At 67.5% G+C, this 17,586-nt stretch carries 15 protein-coding genes; 6 read left to right on the top strand and 9 right to left on the bottom strand.

Features of this window, described 5'->3' with window-relative positions; translation table 11 throughout:
• Nucleotides 1–9: 9 nt before the first annotated feature.
• Nucleotides 10–1,608, bottom strand: a complete 1,599-nt coding sequence (locus BLU39_RS21335) for an acyl-CoA ligase (AMP-forming), exosortase A system-associated (protein ID WP_092716615.1) — start codon at nucleotides 1,606–1,608, stop codon at nucleotides 10–12.
• Nucleotides 1,609–1,816: 208 nt separating this feature from the next.
• On the opposite strand from BLU39_RS21335, the gene BLU39_RS21330 reads away from it, so the two are divergent.
• Genes BLU39_RS21330 through BLU39_RS21305 form a run of 6 tightly spaced genes read left to right on the top strand, consistent with a single transcriptional unit; the run spans nucleotide 1,817 to nucleotide 6,518 of the window.
• On the top strand, nucleotides 1,817–2,581 hold the full coding sequence (locus tag BLU39_RS21330; RefSeq protein ID WP_092716680.1) for a GNAT family N-acetyltransferase: 765 nt from the start codon (nucleotides 1,817–1,819) through the stop codon (nucleotides 2,579–2,581).
• A complete protein-coding gene (locus BLU39_RS21325; RefSeq protein WP_092716613.1) occupies nucleotides 2,560–2,805 on the top strand; it encodes an acyl carrier protein in 246 nt (81 codons plus the stop codon). Before BLU39_RS21330 ends, BLU39_RS21325 begins: the two co-directional genes overlap by 22 nt.
• Complete coding sequence (locus BLU39_RS21320; RefSeq protein WP_092716611.1) at nucleotides 2,802–3,659, top strand: hydrolase 2, exosortase A system-associated; 858 nt, start codon at nucleotides 2,802–2,804, stop codon at nucleotides 3,657–3,659. The genes BLU39_RS21325 and BLU39_RS21320 overlap by 4 nt, the downstream gene beginning before the upstream one ends.
• Nucleotides 3,656–4,543: a hydrolase 1, exosortase A system-associated gene (locus BLU39_RS21315; protein WP_092716609.1), complete on the top strand. Its 888-nt coding sequence runs from the start codon at nucleotides 3,656–3,658 to the stop codon at nucleotides 4,541–4,543. Before BLU39_RS21320 ends, BLU39_RS21315 begins: the two co-directional genes overlap by 4 nt.
• Nucleotides 4,537–5,811: a glycosyltransferase gene (locus BLU39_RS21310; RefSeq protein WP_232731068.1), complete on the top strand. Its 1,275-nt coding sequence runs from the start codon at nucleotides 4,537–4,539 to the stop codon at nucleotides 5,809–5,811. Before BLU39_RS21315 ends, BLU39_RS21310 begins: the two co-directional genes overlap by 7 nt.
• A complete protein-coding gene (locus tag BLU39_RS21305; protein ID WP_175539380.1) occupies nucleotides 5,808–6,518 on the top strand; it encodes an ABC transporter permease in 711 nt (236 codons plus the stop codon). Before BLU39_RS21310 ends, BLU39_RS21305 begins: the two co-directional genes overlap by 4 nt.
• A gap of 21 nt (nucleotides 6,519–6,539) precedes the next feature.
• On the opposite strand, the gene BLU39_RS21300 is transcribed toward BLU39_RS21305, so the two are convergent.
• The 8 genes from BLU39_RS21300 to BLU39_RS21265 all read right to left on the bottom strand — a co-directional run bounded on the left by BLU39_RS21300 (nucleotide 6,540) and on the right by BLU39_RS21265 (nucleotide 17,266).
• Nucleotides 6,540–6,836, bottom strand: coding sequence for a hypothetical protein (locus tag BLU39_RS21300; RefSeq protein WP_092716607.1), 297 nt, complete (start codon nucleotides 6,834–6,836; stop codon nucleotides 6,540–6,542).
• Between the two features lie 86 nt (nucleotides 6,837–6,922).
• Complete coding sequence (locus BLU39_RS21295) at nucleotides 6,923–7,372, bottom strand: DUF6678 family protein (protein ID WP_232731067.1); 450 nt, start codon at nucleotides 7,370–7,372, stop codon at nucleotides 6,923–6,925.
• Entirely contained in the window at nucleotides 7,372–8,595 is a 1,224-nt protein-coding gene (gene purT / locus BLU39_RS21290; protein WP_092716603.1) for a formate-dependent phosphoribosylglycinamide formyltransferase, read from the bottom strand. The genes BLU39_RS21295 and purT overlap by 1 nt, the downstream gene beginning before the upstream one ends.
• 109 nt (nucleotides 8,596–8,704) lie before the next feature.
• Nucleotides 8,705–9,205: a VOC family protein gene (locus tag BLU39_RS21285; protein WP_198511286.1), complete on the bottom strand. Its 501-nt coding sequence runs from the start codon at nucleotides 9,203–9,205 to the stop codon at nucleotides 8,705–8,707.
• Nucleotides 9,206–9,283: 78 nt separating this feature from the next.
• Nucleotides 9,284–10,642 (bottom strand): TolC family protein, encoded by a 1,359-nt coding sequence (locus BLU39_RS21280; RefSeq protein WP_092716601.1) that lies wholly within the window; start codon nucleotides 10,640–10,642, stop codon nucleotides 9,284–9,286.
• Nucleotides 10,632–11,975 carry an HlyD family type I secretion periplasmic adaptor subunit gene (locus BLU39_RS21275; protein ID WP_092716599.1) on the bottom strand — a complete coding sequence of 448 codons (1,344 nt, stop codon included), beginning with the start codon at nucleotides 11,973–11,975 and terminating at the stop codon, nucleotides 10,632–10,634. The genes BLU39_RS21280 and BLU39_RS21275 overlap by 11 nt, the downstream gene beginning before the upstream one ends.
• A complete protein-coding gene (locus BLU39_RS21270; protein ID WP_092716596.1) occupies nucleotides 11,972–14,158 on the bottom strand; it encodes a type I secretion system permease/ATPase in 2,187 nt (728 codons plus the stop codon). Before BLU39_RS21270 ends, BLU39_RS21275 begins: the two co-directional genes overlap by 4 nt.
• A 90-nt stretch (nucleotides 14,159–14,248) precedes the next feature.
• Nucleotides 14,249–17,266 (bottom strand): calcium-binding protein, encoded by a 3,018-nt coding sequence (locus tag BLU39_RS21265; protein ID WP_092716593.1) that lies wholly within the window; start codon nucleotides 17,264–17,266, stop codon nucleotides 14,249–14,251.
• Nucleotides 17,267–17,586 lie beyond the last annotated feature (320 nt).

Here is a 17,586-nt window from a genome sequence, read left to right as displayed (position 1 = left end):
TCAAGTCCTTCATGCCGCGTCTCCTGTTTGGACCGCATGCGCGCGCGCCAGTTCCCTGGCCAGCAAGGGGCGGTCGATCTTGCCGTTCGGATTGCGCGGCAGCACGCCGTCGCGGATCTCCACCCACTGCGGCACCATATAACTGGGCAAGCGGGCGCGGCAGGCCTCCAGCACGCTGTCGCGCTGCAATGCCACGCCGGGCGCGGGCGTCACCAGCAAGGCGATGGCCTGGCCCAGCACGGCATGGGGCAAGCCCAGCGCTGCCGCTTCGCCTACCAGCCCGCTCGCATACGCGACTTCTTCGATCTCGGCCGGGCTGACCCGGTAGCCCGACGTCTTGATCATGTCATCGCTGCGCCCGACAAAATACAGATAGCCATCCGCATCGCGGCGCACCGTGTCGCCCGACCAGACGGCCAGCTCCGGCAGCACCAGGCCGCTTGCCTGCGGCGGCAGCGGCTTGAAGCGTTCGGCCGTGCGCGCCGCGTCGTTCCAGTAGCCGAGCGCCACCAGCGCGCCACGGTGCACGAGTTCGCCCGGCTCGTCGGCGTCGCACACGCTGCCGTCGGGACGCAGCACCAGCACTTCCGCGTTCGGGATCGCTTGCCCAATGGAATCGGGGCGCCGTTCCAGCTGTTCCGGCGCCAGATAGGTCGAGCGGAACGCTTCCGTCAAGCCATACATCAGGTAGACCTGCGTGCGCGGCAGCGACTGGCGCAGCCGGTCGAGCGTGGTCCTTTGCATCACGCCGCCCGAATTGGTGATGTAGCGCAAGGGGGTGGACAGGGGCCAGCTCAGCTGCGACAACTGCACCCATAGCGGCGGCACGGCGGCCAGGCCCGTGATGGCTTCCTGCTCGACGGCTTCGACGATATCGCGCAGCAACAGGTAATTCATCAGCACGGCGCAGGCGCCGCTGGCGAACGCCGTCGTCAGCTGGCTCAGGCCGTAATCAAAGCTGAGCGGCAGGACGCACAGGATGCGGTCCTGCGGCGTGTTGCGCAAATAGCCCGACACGCTGAGCGCGCCCGCCAGCATGTTGCGGTGCGACAGCACCACGCCTTTCGGTCGTCCCGTGCTGCCCGAGGTATATAGAATGGCGGCCATGTCCACGTCGATCGCCGCATGGGGTATGGGCGCGGGCACGCTGGCGGCGGAGACCGCGCTCCACGGCAGCACGCGCACCTTGCCCAGGTTGGACTCGGCCTCCCCTTCGCCCGTCAGCAGCACCGTCCGCAAGTCTGGACAGGCGGCCAGCGCCGGGCCCAGCTGTGCCAGCCGTTCGCGCGACGTGACGAGGATGGCAACGTTGCAATCGGCCAGGATGTAGGCTACCTGGTCCGGCTTGAGCAGCGGATTGACGGGCACGAACACGCCGCCGGCCGCAGCCGTACCAAACATGGCGCTGACGTTTTCCGGGCGTTTTTCCAGGTACACGGCCACGCGCGCGCCACCTTGCAATCCCAGGGTCAGCAGGGTAGCGGCCGCCTCGCGCACGGACTGCGCCAGCGCGGCATAGCTCAATTGCTCGCCCTGCCACGACAGGGCCGGCGCGTGGGGGGCGCGCTGCGCCGTTTCGAAGATCAGATCGTGTATCAGTGTCGCCATCGTGTCGCCCCAAGGTTGCCATGATTACCATGCATTCCCCTATGATTAGGATAAACGGCCGCGGCAGTGTTGATTTTTATCAAGTAAGCACCTCTCCCGGCGGGCGCTGGCCTATCCGGCGCAATGCTTGAGGCCGCGCAACATCGGCCATGGGCCGCTGCGCTCTAATGACAGCGTTGGCTGCACAGCCGCCCCATCCTTGACCGCCATGGCCAGCCTCGCCCATTTTCTCCATTTCCCCCGCTTGCAAGGGCTTGCCGCCAGCCTTCGCCAGCTGGGCTGGCGCGACAGCGCCTGGCTGGCCGTGGCGCGGCTGCTGGCAGCGGTGCCGGGCGGGCGCTGCGCGCTGTACCGCTACCAGTTTGTGGCGCAAGCCGTGGCGCCCGGCTCGCTGTGCCGCGGGCGCGGCAAGTCCATCGCCGTCACGCCCTGCGTGGCGGAAGCGGACTTGCCGCCCGGTCCCGAGCGCCGGCCTGGCGCGCTGCGCGAGCGCTACCGGCAAGGTGCGCAATGCCTGGTGGCGCGAGACAAGTCCGGCATGGTTGGCTGGATATGGCTGCTGCGCCACGGCTGCCAGGAAGACGAGGTGCGTGCCCGCTATGCGCTGGCCTCAAATCAGTCGTCGTGGGACCTCGATGTATGGGTGCATCCCGAGCAGCGCGGTGGCCTCGTCTTCGCCCGCCTGTGGGAAGAAGCCAACGCCGTGCTGCACGCGCAGGGCGTGCGCTGGTCATGCAGCCGCATCTCGCGTTTCAACCGCGCCTCGCTGGGCGCCCATGCGCGCCTGGGCACGCACGCGCTGGGCATGGCCACCTTCATGCGCTGCGGGCGCTGGCAATGGATGGCCGCCAGCCTGCCGCCGTATCTGCACCTGTCGCGCCGCCCGGACGACATCCCCTGCCTGGCCTTCGATACCAGCCGCCTGCCGCACTACCCTTCCCTGGAGCTGACATGCCGCATCTTGAAGCAGTAAAGTACATCCTCGACACGACCCTGGGCTTGAACGGGCGACTGCTGGAAAGCCACACGCCGCTCCTTGGCAGCGTGCCGGAACTCGACTCGATGGCCGTGATCGGCGTGATCGCCGCGCTGGAAGACCATTTCGGCATCATCGTCGCCGACGACGACATCCACGCGCGCCACTTCGCCACCGTCGGCACCCTGCACGATTTCGTGTTTGCAAAGCTGCGACCATGAACCGCGCCCTCACCGACGCGCTGCCGCTGCTGCCCTTCTTCCTGCCCGCCAGCGGCGGCCAGCGCTACTGCCTGCTGCACCTGCCGCCGCCGGGCCAGGCCGCGCGCGGCGGCATCGTCTACGTCCACCCATTTGCCGAGGAACTGAATAAAAGCCGCCATGTGGCCGCCGCGCAGGCGCGCGCCTTTGCCGCCTCGGGTTACAGCGTGCTGCAGATCGACCTGTTCGGCTGCGGCGACAGCAGTGGCGACTTTGGCGAAGCGCGCTGGGATATCTGGCACAACGATCTGCACCTGGCGTGCGCGTGGCTGGCGCAACGGGTCGACGGCCCCTTGAGCGTGTGGGGCTTGCGCCTGGGCGCCCTGCTGGCCCTCGATTTCGCCAGCCGCCCGCCGCTGCCCCTGGCGCGTTTGCTGTTGTGGCAACCGGAACTCGATGGACGGCGCGTTATCGACCGCTTCCTGCGCCTGCGCCTGGCGACGGGTATGCTGGCTGGCGGCACGCGGGAAGCGCCCGGCCAGGCGCGTGCCGCGCTGGCGCAAGGCGAGCCTGTGGAAGTGGCCGGCTACCTGCTGGCGCCCGCGCTGGCGCACGCCATCGATCGCGTCAGTGCGTCCACGCTGCCGCCATCCGTGCCGGTCTACTGGCTCGATCATCAGGGGGCGGAACAGGCAGCCACGCCTTTGCCGCCGCTGGCGCGGCAATGGCGAGACCTGGGCGCCGCCGTCCACGTGGCCAGTTTCGGCGATGGGCCGTTCTGGCACAGCGGCGAGCTGCTCGCGTGTCCGCAACTGCTGGACGCCACGCGCGCGCTGTGCCGCGACTGGCTCGACGAGGAAAGGACGCCGCCATGAAGCGCGACAGCGGCCAGCAGCATCTCGCGGCGCCAGCCGTGCGCGAGCTGCCCCTGCGCTTTCGCAGCGCCGCTGATGACGGCGAGTCGCAGGCGCGCATGGCGGGCATCCTCAGCCTGGCCGACGTGCCTGGCCCGCGCGGCGTCCTGATCGTCACGGGCGGGCCGCAGTACCGGGTCGGCAGCCACCGCCAGTTCGTCCTGCTGGCCCGCGCGCTGGCCGCGCAGGGCTGGCCCGTGCTGCGTTTCGACTTGCGGGGCATGGGCGACAGCGAGGGCAGCGCGCGCGATTACCGCGCCGCCGGTCCCGACATCGCCGGCGCGCTGGCGCAATTCTTCGATGCCGTGCCGTCGCTGCGCGAAGTGGCGCTGTGGGGCTTGTGCGACGGCGCCACGGCGGCCGCCTGCCATGCGCCGCACGACGCGCGCGTCAAGGCCCTGATCCTGCTCAACCCGTGGGTGCGCAGCAGCGCCGGCCTGGCGCGCGCCACCTTGCGCCACTATTATTTGCCACGCCTGCTGCAAGGCGATTTCTGGCGCAAGCTGGCCGGCGGCGGCCTGCGGCTGGGCGCCAGCCTGGCCTCGCTGCGGCAGATGGCGGCCGCCATGCAGGCACCGGTAACGCCGGAAGACGACGCGCCCGCGCCGGCCCTGCTGCGGGCGCTCACGCAATTCCAGGGCAAGGTCTTGCTGATCCTCAGCGGCGACGACCTGGGCGCGCGCGAGTGGCAAGCCCTGCTCGACGGCGATGCGGCATGGCGCGCCGTGGCCGCCCGCGCGCAATGGACGCAGGCCCAGGTCGACGGCGCCAACCACACGTTCGCCAGCGCGGCCTGGCGCGGCGAAGTCGAACAGCTGTGCGCACGGTGGCTGCGATCATGGTAAGTACTTCGCCAAAACGGGTGCTGATGGTCGCCTACCATTTTCCGCCGTTTGCCGGCGGCAGCGGCATCCTGCGCACCTTGGGCTTTGCGCGCCATTTGCCCGACTGCGGCTGGCAGCCGCTCGTGCTCAGCCCCTCGCCGCTCGCGTATGCGCAGCGGGGCGAATCGCAGCTGGCGCAGATAGTCGCGCAGGCCACCGTGCGGCGCACCCTGGCGCTGGACGCGGCGCGCCATTTGTCCATCGCCGGGCGCTATCCGCGCTGCCTGGCCCTGCCCGACCGCTGGAGTTCCTGGTGGCTGAGCGCCGTGCCGGCCGGCCTGCGCATGATCCGCCAATACCGTCCCGACGCCATCTGGTCGACGTATCCGATCGCCACGGCGCACCTGATCGCGATGACCTTGCAAAAACTCAGCGGCCTGCCGTGGATCGCCGACCAGCGCGACCCCATGCTCGACGACAGCGACCCGCTGGCGCCGTATCCGCCCGAGCCGCGCCTGCACCGCATGCATGCGTGGATAGAACAGCGCATTGCGGCGCGCAGCGCGGCCATCGTCTGCACCACGCCGGGCGCCATCGCGGCGCATCAGCGGCGCCTTGCACAGGTGGGGCGCGAGCGCTTCTGCCTGATCGAAAATGGCCACGACGATGACGAGGTCGCCGCGCTGCCAGCCGGGCCGCGCGGCCACCGCAGCCGCTTCTTGCTGCTGCACAGCGGCGTGATCTACCCGTCCGAGCGCGATCCGCGGCCGCTGTTCGAAGCGCTGGCCCGGCTGCGCCGCGACGGCGTGCTGCACGCCCGCAATTTCCAGCTGGTGCTGCGCGCCACAGGCCACGATGCGTGGCTGGCGGGCTTGCTGGCGCAATACGGCATCCTGGACCTGGTCAGCCTGGAGCCCTTGCAGCCGCACGGCGCGGCGCTGCGGGAAATGCTGGCCGCCGACGGCTTGCTGCTGCTGCAGGCGGCCAACTGCAACGAGCAGATTCCCGCCAAGCTGTATGAATACCTGCGCTGCCGCCGCCCCATCCTCGCGCTGACCGACCTGGCCGGCGACAGCGCGGCCAAGCTGCGCCTTTGCGGCATCGACACCATCGGCCAGCTGGCGTCGAGCAGCGACTGCGCGCGCGCCCTGCTGCGCTTTTTGGAACTGGCACGCCAGGGCCGCGCGCCGCTGGCCAGCCCCACGGCCATCGCCCTGCAATCGCGGCAAGCCCGCAGCAACGCCCTGGCCGATTTGCTGGACCAGGTCAGTCACAGGAGTCCGACATGAAGCATCGCTTGTTTGCCTGCACCCTCGCCGCCTGCTGCGCCCATGCCGGTGCCGCCGATTGCCCGCCCTACGTCAAGCGCACGCCGGGCGGCGACTACACGAGCGCGGAAGACCGCACCGGCCTGTCCGTGATCGAGAAATTCCATTTTTCACGCGCCGTGGAAACGCTCACGCAAGGCATGACGGGCAGCCTGGGCGCCGACATCGGCTACACACTAGAGCACTTCCCGAACCATCACCGGGCGCTGGCGTCGATGGCCAAGCTGGGATTGCGCCTGAAAAGCCCGCAACCCGTGGGCGCCCGCTACACGGTCAGCTGCTACTTCGAACGGGCCATCGCCTTCGCACCCCAGGACGTGACGGCGCGCATGGTATTCGGGAACTACCTGCTGTCCACGGGCCAGGATGCGAAGGCGCTGGAACAGCTGGACGCAGCCAGCCGCATGGCGCCGGACCAGGCCACCATCCAGTACAACCTGGGCCTGATGTATGTAAAGAAGAAGGAATACGAGAAGGCCAGCGCGCACGCGCAAAAAGCCTATGCGCTGGGTTTTCCCTTGCCGGGGCTGAAGAACAAGCTGAAGGCGGCGGGCAAATGGCGCGAGCCGCCGCCGGCACCCGCCGTCGTGGAAGCGAAGGAAGCGCCGAAAGCGGCGGAATCGGAAGCACCAGCTGCCGTGCCGGTGGAACCGCCTAGCGGGGAGTAACGGCCGGCCGCCGGGTCAGGATCAGATGCCCCGTCGGCGACGCGGCCAGTGCCGCGGCCAGGTCGCGCCGCGCTGATATACGCCAGTTCGGCCGGCTGCAGCACGGTGAGCGTCAGCAGCATCAATGGTGCTAGCGCCCGGGGCCAGCAGCATGCCTACCTGTTCGTTTTCGCATTCGAGGCCCTTGGGCGCATCGTGCAAGTCCAGCGCCATCGACACGCTGCCGTGACGCTGCACCAGCAAATCGATGGAGCCATGGTCGGCCACGTTCTGGCTGACCTGGTAGACCAGATCGAACAGCCACGATGGTGCCTGCACCGGATCGCCGTCGAAGGCGGACGACGGCGTCGTCCCGTTGCGGTACTGGCGGGATAGCGTTTTCAGGCAGGTAGTTACTCTTTGAATTAGTCGGCGGGAGGAAAATCGTGGTACGAGCGCGGCAAGTAGCCCCAGATGCGCGCCACCCGGTCCCGCACCTCGAAATCGAAGCCGATGCGCTTGAGCTCCGGCACGATCCACACGCCGTGATCGATGATTTTCTTTGGCAGCAGCATGGCCACGTGTTCTTCCGAGTACAGGCTGATATCGAGCCATTCCACGCCCAGGAACGGGAACGGCGGGTGGTAATCCCATTCCGTATCCCAGCGCGACACATAGCCGGTGACGGAACCGTAACGGTACGATGGCGCCCAGTCGGTGCGTCCGCGCATGAAGGCCAGCAGTTCGTTCCACTTGCAATCGTTGGCGGCGCCGGCCAGGTTGCGCCGCGCGATGTAACCGCGCAGCTTGCGCTTGATGTCGTCGCCGCCGGCATCGGCCTGCGGCAGGCTGGCCTCGACCATGGATTCAGCCATCAGCGGGCGACCGGTTTCACTTTGGACGCGGCCAGCACGGCGCGCGCGCGGGCCGTGTCGATATCGTCGGCCGTGGCCAGCGCCACGCCCATGCGGCGGCGGGCGAACGATTCCGGCTTGCCGAACAGGCGCACGTCGGCGCCCGGCACGCTCAAGGCGTCGGCCACGCCTTCGAAGGCGATGCCTTTCGCTTCCAGCTGGCCGTAGATGACGGCAGACGCGCCGGGCGAACGCAGCGCCACGTTGACGGGCAAGCCAAGGATGGCTTTCGCGTGCAGCTCGAATTCGCTCTGCACCTGGCTGGCCATGGTGACCATGCCCGTGTCGTGCGGACGGGGGCTCACTTCCGAGAACCACACCATGTCATCCTTGACGAACAGCTCCACGCCGAACAGGCCCAGGCCGCCCAGGTTGTCCGTCACCTTGCGCGCGATGTCGCGCGAACGCTCGAGTGCCAGCGGCGCCATGCGGGCCGGCTGCCACGATTCCACGTAGTCGCCATGCACCTGCAAGTGGCCGATCGGCTCGCAGAACTGCGTCTCGATCTGGCCCGAGGCGGCAACAAAGCGCACGGTCAGCAAGGTGATTTCGTAATCGAAGTCGATGAAACCCTCGACGATGACGCGGCCCGTATCGACCCGGCTGCCGCTGGCCGCATACGCCCACGCCGCGTCCACGTCAGCGGCGCCATCGAGCTTGGACTGGCCCTTGCCCGACGAGGACATCACGGGTTTCACCACGCACGGAAAACCGATTTCCTGGCAGGCAAGCTGCAACTCCTGCAGGCTGCTGGCGAAGCGGTATGGCGACGTGGCCACGCCCAGGGTTTCCGCCGCCAGGGTGCGGATGCCTTCGCGGTTCATCGTCAGCACGGCCGCGCGTGCGTTCGGGATGCACGTGATTTGGCCGGCCGCTTCCAGCGCCGCCAGCGTATCGGTGGCAATGGCTTCGATTTCCGGCACGATCAGGTCCGGCTTTTCCAGCTCGATCAGGGCGGCCAGGGCCACGCCGTCGCTCATGTCGATCACGTGCGAGCGGTGCGCCACCGGGTGGCCCGGCGCATTCGGATAACGGTCGACGGCGATCACTTCCACGCCCAGGCGCTGCAGCGACATGATCACTTCCTTGCCCAGTTCGCCCGAGCCCAGCAGCATGACCTTGATGGCGGTGGAAGACAGGGGCGTACCGAAGGTGCGGGGAGCGATGGTGGGGCTAGTGGTCATGGCAGGTCAGGTAGGCAGGTGGAAAGATGGCAGGAACTATAGCAAATGCCGGCCATCTTGGACAGGGCGCGCCGCTGGCGTGCGGCCGCGCACCGTCCCCGCTGCCGGACTAACCCGCGTACGCCCGCTTGATCTCGTCGATGTCGATCTTTTTCATGCCCATCATGGCTTTCATCACGCGCTGGGCCTTGACGGGGTCGGGATCGCCCAGCAGCTTGACCATGATGGTGGGCACGATCTGCCAGGACACGCCGAACTGGTCCTTGAGCCAGCCGCATTGCTGCGCTTCCGGCGGCCCGCCTTCGGACAGCTGGTTCCAGTAGTGGTCGACTTCGTCCTGGGTTTCGCAATTGACCTGGAACGAGATGGCTTCGGAAAACTGGAACAAAGGGCCGCCGTTCAGGCCCGTAAACGTCTGGCCATCGAGCTCGAACGCCACCGTCAGCACGCTGCCCGGCTCCTGGCCGTGGATTTCCTTGCCCTCCTCGCCATAGCGCAGGATCTGGCCGATCTTCGAATTGGGGAATATCCCCGTATAAAACAGGGCCGCCGCCTCGGCGTGGCCGTTGAACCATAAACACGGGGTAATCTTTTGTATGCTGTGCATGATGTCTCCCTTGGCCGGTGTGTGGATTAGCCTCTCTAATATAGTCATAATTGCGCCGGCATGGCGCGCGGAATGCGCCTATTAACGCCCTGCAATCGCCTCCCGTCCCAGCACGCCGGCGCTGGCGAGCAGACGCAGCCGGGCCGAACGCCATTCCGCCTGACACCGGATGCGCTCCTGCTGCGCCTCGAGCAGCGCCGACTGCGTGTTCAGCATTTCCAGGATGTCGGCCGCGCCCAGGCCGAACTTGCGTTGCACGCTGGCCTGGGCATCGCGCGCCGCGTCCAGCCATGCTTGCGACGCGGCCAGGTTGGCCAAGGCCGTGCTCGCTTCCGCATGCGTTTTCACCAGTTCCATCAGGGTCTGCTGCTGCACCTCTTGCGCCTCGGCTTCCCTTTGCCCGGCCTGCGCCAGCGCGCCGCGCACCTTGTAGTGGCGCGCAAAACCGTCGAACAGGGGAATGTTCAATGAGATGCCCACCAGGGTTTCGCGCGTGGACGCGGCGGACAAGCCCTGGTTGGGGCGGCCGTTCTGGTAGATATTGGCCGTCAGGTCGATGCTGGGCCGGCCCTCCGACTCGGTCACGGCCACCCGTTCGCGCGCGGCCGCCAGCTGCGCCTGCGCGGCCACGATGGCCGGGTGCCGCGCCTGGGCCAGCGCCAGCCAGGTGTGCAAATCTTCACGCAGGCCAGCCACCGGGGCATCCGCATCGTCATCCAGCACCACGCCCGCCTCGGCCGGCAAGCCCAGCGTATAGACGAGCACGGCGCGCGCCTTCCGGAATTCGCCATCGGCCCGGCTGGCGCCCAGGGCCGCCTTGGCCAGCGCGCTCGCCGCCTGCAGGGTGTCGCTGTGCGAACCGAGGCCCCGCTGGGCGCGGCGCTGCGTGGCCTGCACCGTTTCATTGGCCAGCGCCCGGTATTCCTCGCGCATCCGCACGTTGGCCCGCGCCGTCTGGGCCTCGAAATACGCGCTGACGGTGGCCGCCAGCGTCTTTTGCAGCACGGCGTCGCGGTTGGCCAGGGCCGCGTCCAGCATGGCTTGCGCCGAACGCTGGCCCGCCGCGCGCCCGCCAAAGTCGAACAAACGCCAGGAAAAACTCAGCGATCCCGTATTGCTGTTCAAGCTGCCGGACGGCGTGCTGGCGCCGGGATAGGCCGTGCGGTCGTGCACCCGGCTCAGGCCCGCATTCAGGGTCGGCAAAAAGGCGGCCCTGGCCTCGCCCAGCCCGGCCGCCTGCAGCCGGATGCCGGCCCAGGCGCTGTGCACCTGCGCGTTGCGGCACAGGGCCAGGTCGACGGCCGCCGGCAAGGTCAATCGCACGCTCGCCTCGTACGCGGACGGGCATGGCGCGGCCTCATGCTCGCCCGACTGCGCCGCAGCACTGGCCAGCAGCAAGCTGGCGGCGATGGCGGCCATGACGCGGCGTCTAGCGTTCATGCAGCGCCTCCTTCTGGTGCTGCACCAGCGGCGAGAGCACGTATTCGATCACCCTGCGCGTCCCCGTGCGGATTTCCGCGCGCACCGCCATGCCGGCCGACAGCGGCGCCAATCTGCCGTCGATGACGATGGACGGCTGCTGCAGCGTGATTTTCACGGCATACACAAGCCCCTTTTTTTCATCCTCGACGGCGTCGCGCGAGACGCTGCTGACGACGGCGGGCACGGTGCCGTATTTTGTGTAATCGAAGGCGTCGACCTTGATGGCCACCGCCTGGCCCGGCTGCACGAAGCCGACGTCGCGGTTTTCCAGCACGGCGTCGATTTCCAGCTTGCCCTGGCGCGGCACGATCTGCATCAGCGCCTGCGCGGCCGGCACGACGCCGCCCACCGTGTGCAGTTTCAGTTGCTGCACCGTGCCGTCGACGGGGGCCGTCAGGCGCAGCAGGCTGCCGCGGGCGCCCGCGCGCCGCGCATCCTGGCCGCTGGCCGCCGCCACCCTCGCCCCTTCCGTCAGCGCGTCGTAGGCGTCCTTGCGCGTCTGCGCCACCAGGGCCGCGCGCTCGCTGCGGGCCGACGCCAGCTGGCCGGCCAGGTCGATGCGCGCCTGCTCCTTTTCCAGCCACGCGTGTTCGGCCACGTCGCGCGTGGCCAGCAGCGCCTGGTAGTCGCCGGCGCGCCGCGTGGCCAGCGGCAGCGCCTGGGCGTAGCGGGCGATTTCTCCATCGAGATGCGCGAGCCTGGCGCGGAAACTCGCGTACTGGCCATCGAGGTGGCCCTGCGCTTCCTCGCGCTGGGCGGCGGAGGCGCCATCGGGCGCCACCAGCCTGGGCGGCGTCAAGGTATCGACGGCGGCGATCAGCGCGCGCGAGCGGGCCATTTGCAGCGCGGCCGCCACGGCGTCGCCGGCGGCCTTGTCGCGTTCGGCGTCCGGACCCCGGCTGTCGAGTTCCACGAGCAGCTGACCCGCCTTGACGGCCTGCCCTTCCTTCACGTGCAGGGCGCGCACGGCCGCCACGTCAACCGAGGCGATGGTCTTGGTGTTGCCGGACGGAATGATCTTGCCGGCCGCATTGACGATGATGTCGACCTGGCCGAAGACCGCCCACAGCACGACGCAGCCGACCAGCAGCATCAGCACCCTGGCCGTCAGGCGCAGCGAAGGCGACACGGGCCGCTCCTGCAGCGCCAGCGCGGCCGGCAAGAAGGCCGCCTCGTCTTCGCTGAGCACGGGGCCGCTCAAGGCGGCGCGGTCGCGCCAGCTGTGCCGCAGCACCTGAGCGTAACGTTGCAACAGCTCGCCATACGCGGCCAGGCGGTGGCCGGCGCTCATGTTGCGTCCCCTGTTGCGCTCCCGTGCGTGCCTTGCTGCAAGCTGTACAGATGGGCGTAGATGCCGCCCGGCTGCGCCAGCAGCGCGTCGTGCGTGCCCAGTTCGGCCACCTGCCCCCGCTCCATGACCACGATGCGGTGCGCTTCGCGCACGGCCGACAGGCGGTGGGCGATGATCAGCACGGTGCGCCCCGCGCAAATGCCGCGCATATTGTCCTGGATGATCTTTTCCGATTCGTAGTCGAGCGCGCTCGTCGCCTCGTCGAAAATCAGGATGCGCGGATTGCCGATCAGGGCGCGGGCGATGGCGATGCGCTGGCGCTGGCCGCCCGACAAGCCCGTGCCGTGCTCGCCCACCATGGTGTCGTAGCCTTCGGGCAGTTCGCAAATGAAATCATGGGCACCCGCCAGTTTCGCCACGGCGATGACGGCATCGATGGGCAGCGCCGGATCGCTCAGGGCGATGTTGTCGCGCACGGAGCGGTTGAAGAGGATGTTTTCCTGCAGCACCACGCCGATCTGGCGCCGCAGCGACGCCGTGTCGATGACGGCGATATCCTGCCCGTCGATCAGCACCTTGCCCCGCTCGGGAATGTACAGGCGCTGCGCCAGCCGCGTCAGGGTACTCTTGCCCGAACCGGAACGCCCGACGATGCCGATCACTTCGCCAGGCGCGATGCTGATCGACACATTGCGCAGCACCTCGGCCGCATCGGGCCGGTAGCGGAAACCCACTTGCTGGAACTCGATGGCGCCCGCGATGCGCGGCAGGAGTGCCTTCTGGCTGCCCGCTTCCGCTCTGGCATCGAGAATATCGCCCAGCCGGCTCATGGAAATGCCCACTTGCTGGAAATCGTTCCACAGCTGCGCCAGCCGCAGGATGGGCGAGGCCACCTGTCCGGCCAGCATGTTGAAGGCGACCAGTTCGCCCACCGTCATTCTCTCGTCGATCACGAGGGTGGCGCCCCACCACATGATGACCGCCGTCACCAGCTTGCTGACCAGGGTCACGCCACCGCTGGCCAGCATGCCGATGTTATTCGCCGACAGGCCCGCCGACACATAGCCGGCCAGCTGCTTTTCCCACTGCTGCTGCCAGCGCGGTTCCACGGCCATGGCCTTGAGCGTATCGACGCCGCTGATGGTTTCAACCAGGAAAGACTGGTTTTCCGCGCTGCGGTTGAATTTGTCGTTCAATCTGCCCCGCAGCACGGGCGTGAGCAGCATCGACAGGGCCGCGTAGACGGGAATCGAGGCCAGCACGACGACGCTGAGCGCCGCGCTGTACCACAGCATGGCGGCAATGAAGATGAAGGAAAACAGCAGGTCCAGCATCACGGTCATGGCGTTGCCGGTGAGAAAAGACCGGATGTTTTCCAGTTCATGGATGCGCGCCACGGAATCGCCCACGCGGCGCGCCTGGAAATACGCGATCGGCAAGGCCAGCAGGTGGCGGAACAGGCGCGCGCCCAGTTCCACGTCGATCTTGCTGCTGGTGCGCGCGAAAACATAGGTGCGGATGAGGCCCAGCACGGCTTCGAAGACGATGGCGCACACGAGGCCGATGGCCACCACGTGCAGGGTTTTCATCGCGTGGTTGACCAGCACCTTGTCCATCACCACCTGGAAAAACAGGGGCGTGGCCAGTCCGATCAGTTGCAGCACGAAGGAAATCAGCAATACCTCGCCCAGCAGCCTGCGGTATTTGACGATGGCGGGGATGAACCAGCTGAAGTCGAAACGGGCCGTCTCGCGCGCGAAGCTGGCCTTGCTGGTAAAAAAGATCAGCTCGCCCGTCCAGGCGGCAAGAAACGCTTCGCGGCCGAGGATGTGCGGCGGCTGGCCCGGATGCTGGAGCAGCACCTTGCTCACGCCATCGTTACCCGTCTCGACCTTGCCGAGAATAAAGAAACGGCCGGCCGTATCGATGGCGATGGCCGGCAGCGGCGCTTGCGCCAGCCGTGCGGGCGCCTGGCGCACCAGTTTGGCCGTCAAGCCAAGTTGCCGGGCGGCCAGCAGCACGGTTTGCCGCGTGAACACGGCCTGGCCGAAGGCATGCTTGAGCTGGGCGCCATCGGCGGCGATGCCGTGCAGGCTGGCCATCAGCTGCAGCGACAGCAAGCCCGTGTCGGGCGAGGTTTTTTCCAGGGACGGCGTATCGTTGCGTTGGGAGAGGACTGTCATCGGGCAATATAAGAGATTCAATGGCGCAGCCAGGCCGGCGCCGGTCGCCCCGGTCCGGCTGCGTGAGGGTGGATCTAGTTACTCAACGGTTTAATGCGCCGCCGCCAGCTGGAGCTGCGTCGACGGATTGCCGTGACCTGACCATGGCGCCGATGCGGCCGCCGGCACGGCAAAGCCGGCCATCGCTTGCACCAGCTGCGCGGAATCCGCTTGCCAGCCGCCGATTCCGTCCTGGCTGACGGCACTAAATTGCTGCGCGGCGCGCCAGTTCTGCGCCAACACCGGGGCCAGGATGGCGGCCGTGCCTGCCGGCAAGGTCAGCTGGCCAGCCGGTGGCGGCGTCAGGCCTGCCATTGCCTGCACGAGCTTTTGTACATCGCTGCCCAGCAAGACCCGGCCATCGGCCATGCGGAATTCCTCGATGCGTCGCCCTGCGCTCTCGTACCAGCCCGTGACGGTGACCTTGTCGGCGGTGCCGATGGTGCTCACTTCGAGGTTGGCACCCGCCTGGCGGAACCACAGCTGCTCGGCGCTGACGCCGGCCAGGAAGGACACCACGTCGCGGCTGCCCGCCTCGTCCGCCTCGGAAATGGTGTCGGCGCCGTCGCCGCGGGCGAAGATATAGGTATCGTTGCCCAGCGTGCCGGCCAGCGCATCGTCGCCCTTGCCGCCTTGCAGGGTATCGTTGCCGAGGCCGCCCAGCAGGATGTTCTTCAGTTCATTGCCGGTCAGCACGTCATCGAACTTGCTGCCGATGACGGCATTGAAATTGGCCAGCACGTCGCTGCCCGCGGGCGCCGTCATCGGGCCGCCAACGGGCGCAAAGGCGGCCGTCACGCCCGTCGTGGAAGTGGCGTAGGACAGCGAATTGCCCGCTCCGCCACCGTCGAGCACGTTGCCGCCGGCGGTGCCGACATGGAAGACGTTGCTGGTATAGGCGCTGCCCGTCACCGTCAGGCCGGGACCGGTGAGGCGCACGTACTCGACGTTGTCGGCCACCGTGTAGTTGACGCTGGTGTACACGGTGTCGTTGCCGCCATTGCCCCGCTCATCGATGAAGTCGCCGCCGTGGTTGACGTAATACGTGTCGTCGCCACCGAGGCCTTGCAGCAGGTCGGCGCCGGCCGTGCCGTTGATGACGTCGGCGCCCGCCGTGCCGACGAAGGTCTGCCCCGTCGGTTGCGTGGGACCGTTGAAGTGCCAGGCCTGGGCCAGCGCGGGCGCCAGGGCGGCGGCCGTGCCGGCCGGCAAGGTCAGCTGGCCCAGCGGCGGCGGCGTCAGATTCGCCATCGCCTGCACCAGCAGCTGCACGTCGGCGCCGCGCATGACGTGGCCGGCGGCCGTGCGGAATTCCTCGATGTTCGGCACGGCCGCGTTCCAGGCGCGGATGGTGATCTTGTCCGTCGTGCCGATGGTGCTCACTTCCAGGTCATTGCCCACCTGGCGGAACCACAGCTGGTCGATGTTGACGCCGGCCAGGAAGGCGATGGTGTCGTAATTGGCATCGGCGGACGATTCGACAATGGCGTCGGCGCCGTCGCCGCGCGCAAAGACATAGGTATCGTCGCCCAGGCCGCCCGTCAGCACGTCGTTGCCTTTGCCGCCTTGCAAGGTGTCGTTGCCGAGGCCGCCGACCAGGGTATTGACCAACTCGTTGCCAGACAGCACGTCGTCATAGCCGCTGCCCGTCACGCTGGAAATATTGACCAGCACATCGCTGCCCGGGCGGGCCGCGTGGGATTCGTTGATGGAAACGATGCTGGCCGTCGCGCCCGCCTTGGAACCCGCATAGGTGGCCGTGCTGTTCGTGCCCGTGCCGCGCAGCACGTTGCCGCCGGCGACATCGACGTGGAACACGTTGTCATTGCCGTTGCCCGTCACCGTCAGGCCGGCGGCGCTCACATGCACCTCTTCGACGTTGGCGGCCAAGGTGTAATCGACCGTGGCATAGACGGTGTCGCGTCCGCCGCCAGCCTGTTCCACCACCACGTCGCCGCTGTGGTTGACGTAATACGTGTCGTCGCCAGCCAGGCCCGCCATCACGTCGGCGCCCGCCGTGCCCTGGATGATGTCCGGATTCGCCGTGCCGGTGAAGACGCCGTTGCTGGGCTGGGACGGCCCTTCCGTGCGCCAGTTCTGCGCCAGCGCCGGCGCCAGGGCGGCGGCCGTCGCCGCCGGCAAGGTCAGCTGGCCGGCTGGCGGCAGCGCCAGGCCCGCCATCGCCTGCACGAGGTTTTGCACGTCGCTGCCCAGCAACACGCGGCCATCGGCCGTGCGGAACTCCTGGATGCGCGGCGCCGTGCCGGAATACCAGCCATTGATGGTGATCTTGTCGGCCGTGCCGATGGTGCTCACTTCCAGCGCCGTGCCCACTTGGCGGAACCACAGCTGGTCGGCGCTGACGCCGGCCAGGAAGGAGACGACGTTATGGCTGGCCGCCTCTTCCACCTCGACGATGATGTCGGCGCCGTCGCCGCGGGCAAAAAGATAGGTGTCGTCGCCCTGCATGCCGGCCAGGGTATCGTCTCCCTTGCCGCCGCGCAGGATATCGTTGCCAAAACCGCCCACGAGGGCGTTTTTGAGCTCGTTATCGCTCAGGACATCGTCGAGCTTGCTGCCGATGAGGTTGGCGATATTGAGCAGCACGTCGCCGCCGGGCGGCGCCGTCACCGGGCCATTCGCTCCGGACAAGGTCGCCGTCACGCCCGTGCCCGCAGCCATGTAGTTGACCGTGTTGCCCGTGCCGCCGCCATCGATCCTGTTGCCACCGGCCGCGTCAACGAAAAAGACGTTATTGGTATTGGCGCTGCCCGTTACCGTCAGGCCGCCTGCGGTCAGGCGCACGTTCTCGACGTTGTCGGCCACCGTGTAATTGACGCTGGTGTAGACGGTATCGCTGCCGCCGTTGGCCAGCTCGACGATTACGTCGCCGCTGTGGTTGACGTAATACGTGTCGTCGCCGGCCAGGCCTTCGAGCACGTCGGCGCCCGTGGTGCCGGTGAGCACATCGGCGTTCGCCGTGCCCGTGAAGCGCTGGGCAGAGGCGGAACTGTTCAGGTAAGCGTCGATGGCGGAGACGCTGGAGCCAGATGCATTGTTTTCAGTCATGTTGCAGTTCCTGTCGTTGAACTTAAAACCAAGATCGAATATGCCGGCGCAAGCCGGCATGCAAGGCAAAAGTCCCGGCCGCCTCTGACTGCAGTCCAAGGTGCACCTTCAACGGTCCGTCACTTTTGGCGCATGGACGGCGCGCGCTTAAGCGTCGCCTCGCATGCACGCCTTAATGACGCGCAATCGGGACAGGCACTGTTATTTGTCATGCAAATGTCACACTGTCTGGAAGAAAGAAGAGAAGATTTTTGCCAAGTTTTTTCTGTCACCGTTGAACCATTGTGCGAGAATGCCCCTCCCCCTAGATGGTGCGCAAG

The sequence above is a fragment of the Janthinobacterium sp. OK676 genome (assembly GCF_900103595.1).
In the GTDB taxonomy this organism is placed as follows: Bacteria; Pseudomonadota; Gammaproteobacteria; order Burkholderiales; family Burkholderiaceae_D; genus Janthinobacterium.
Note: the sequence above shows the minus strand (reverse complement) of the source record. Positions and strands in the feature narration are given on the sequence as shown.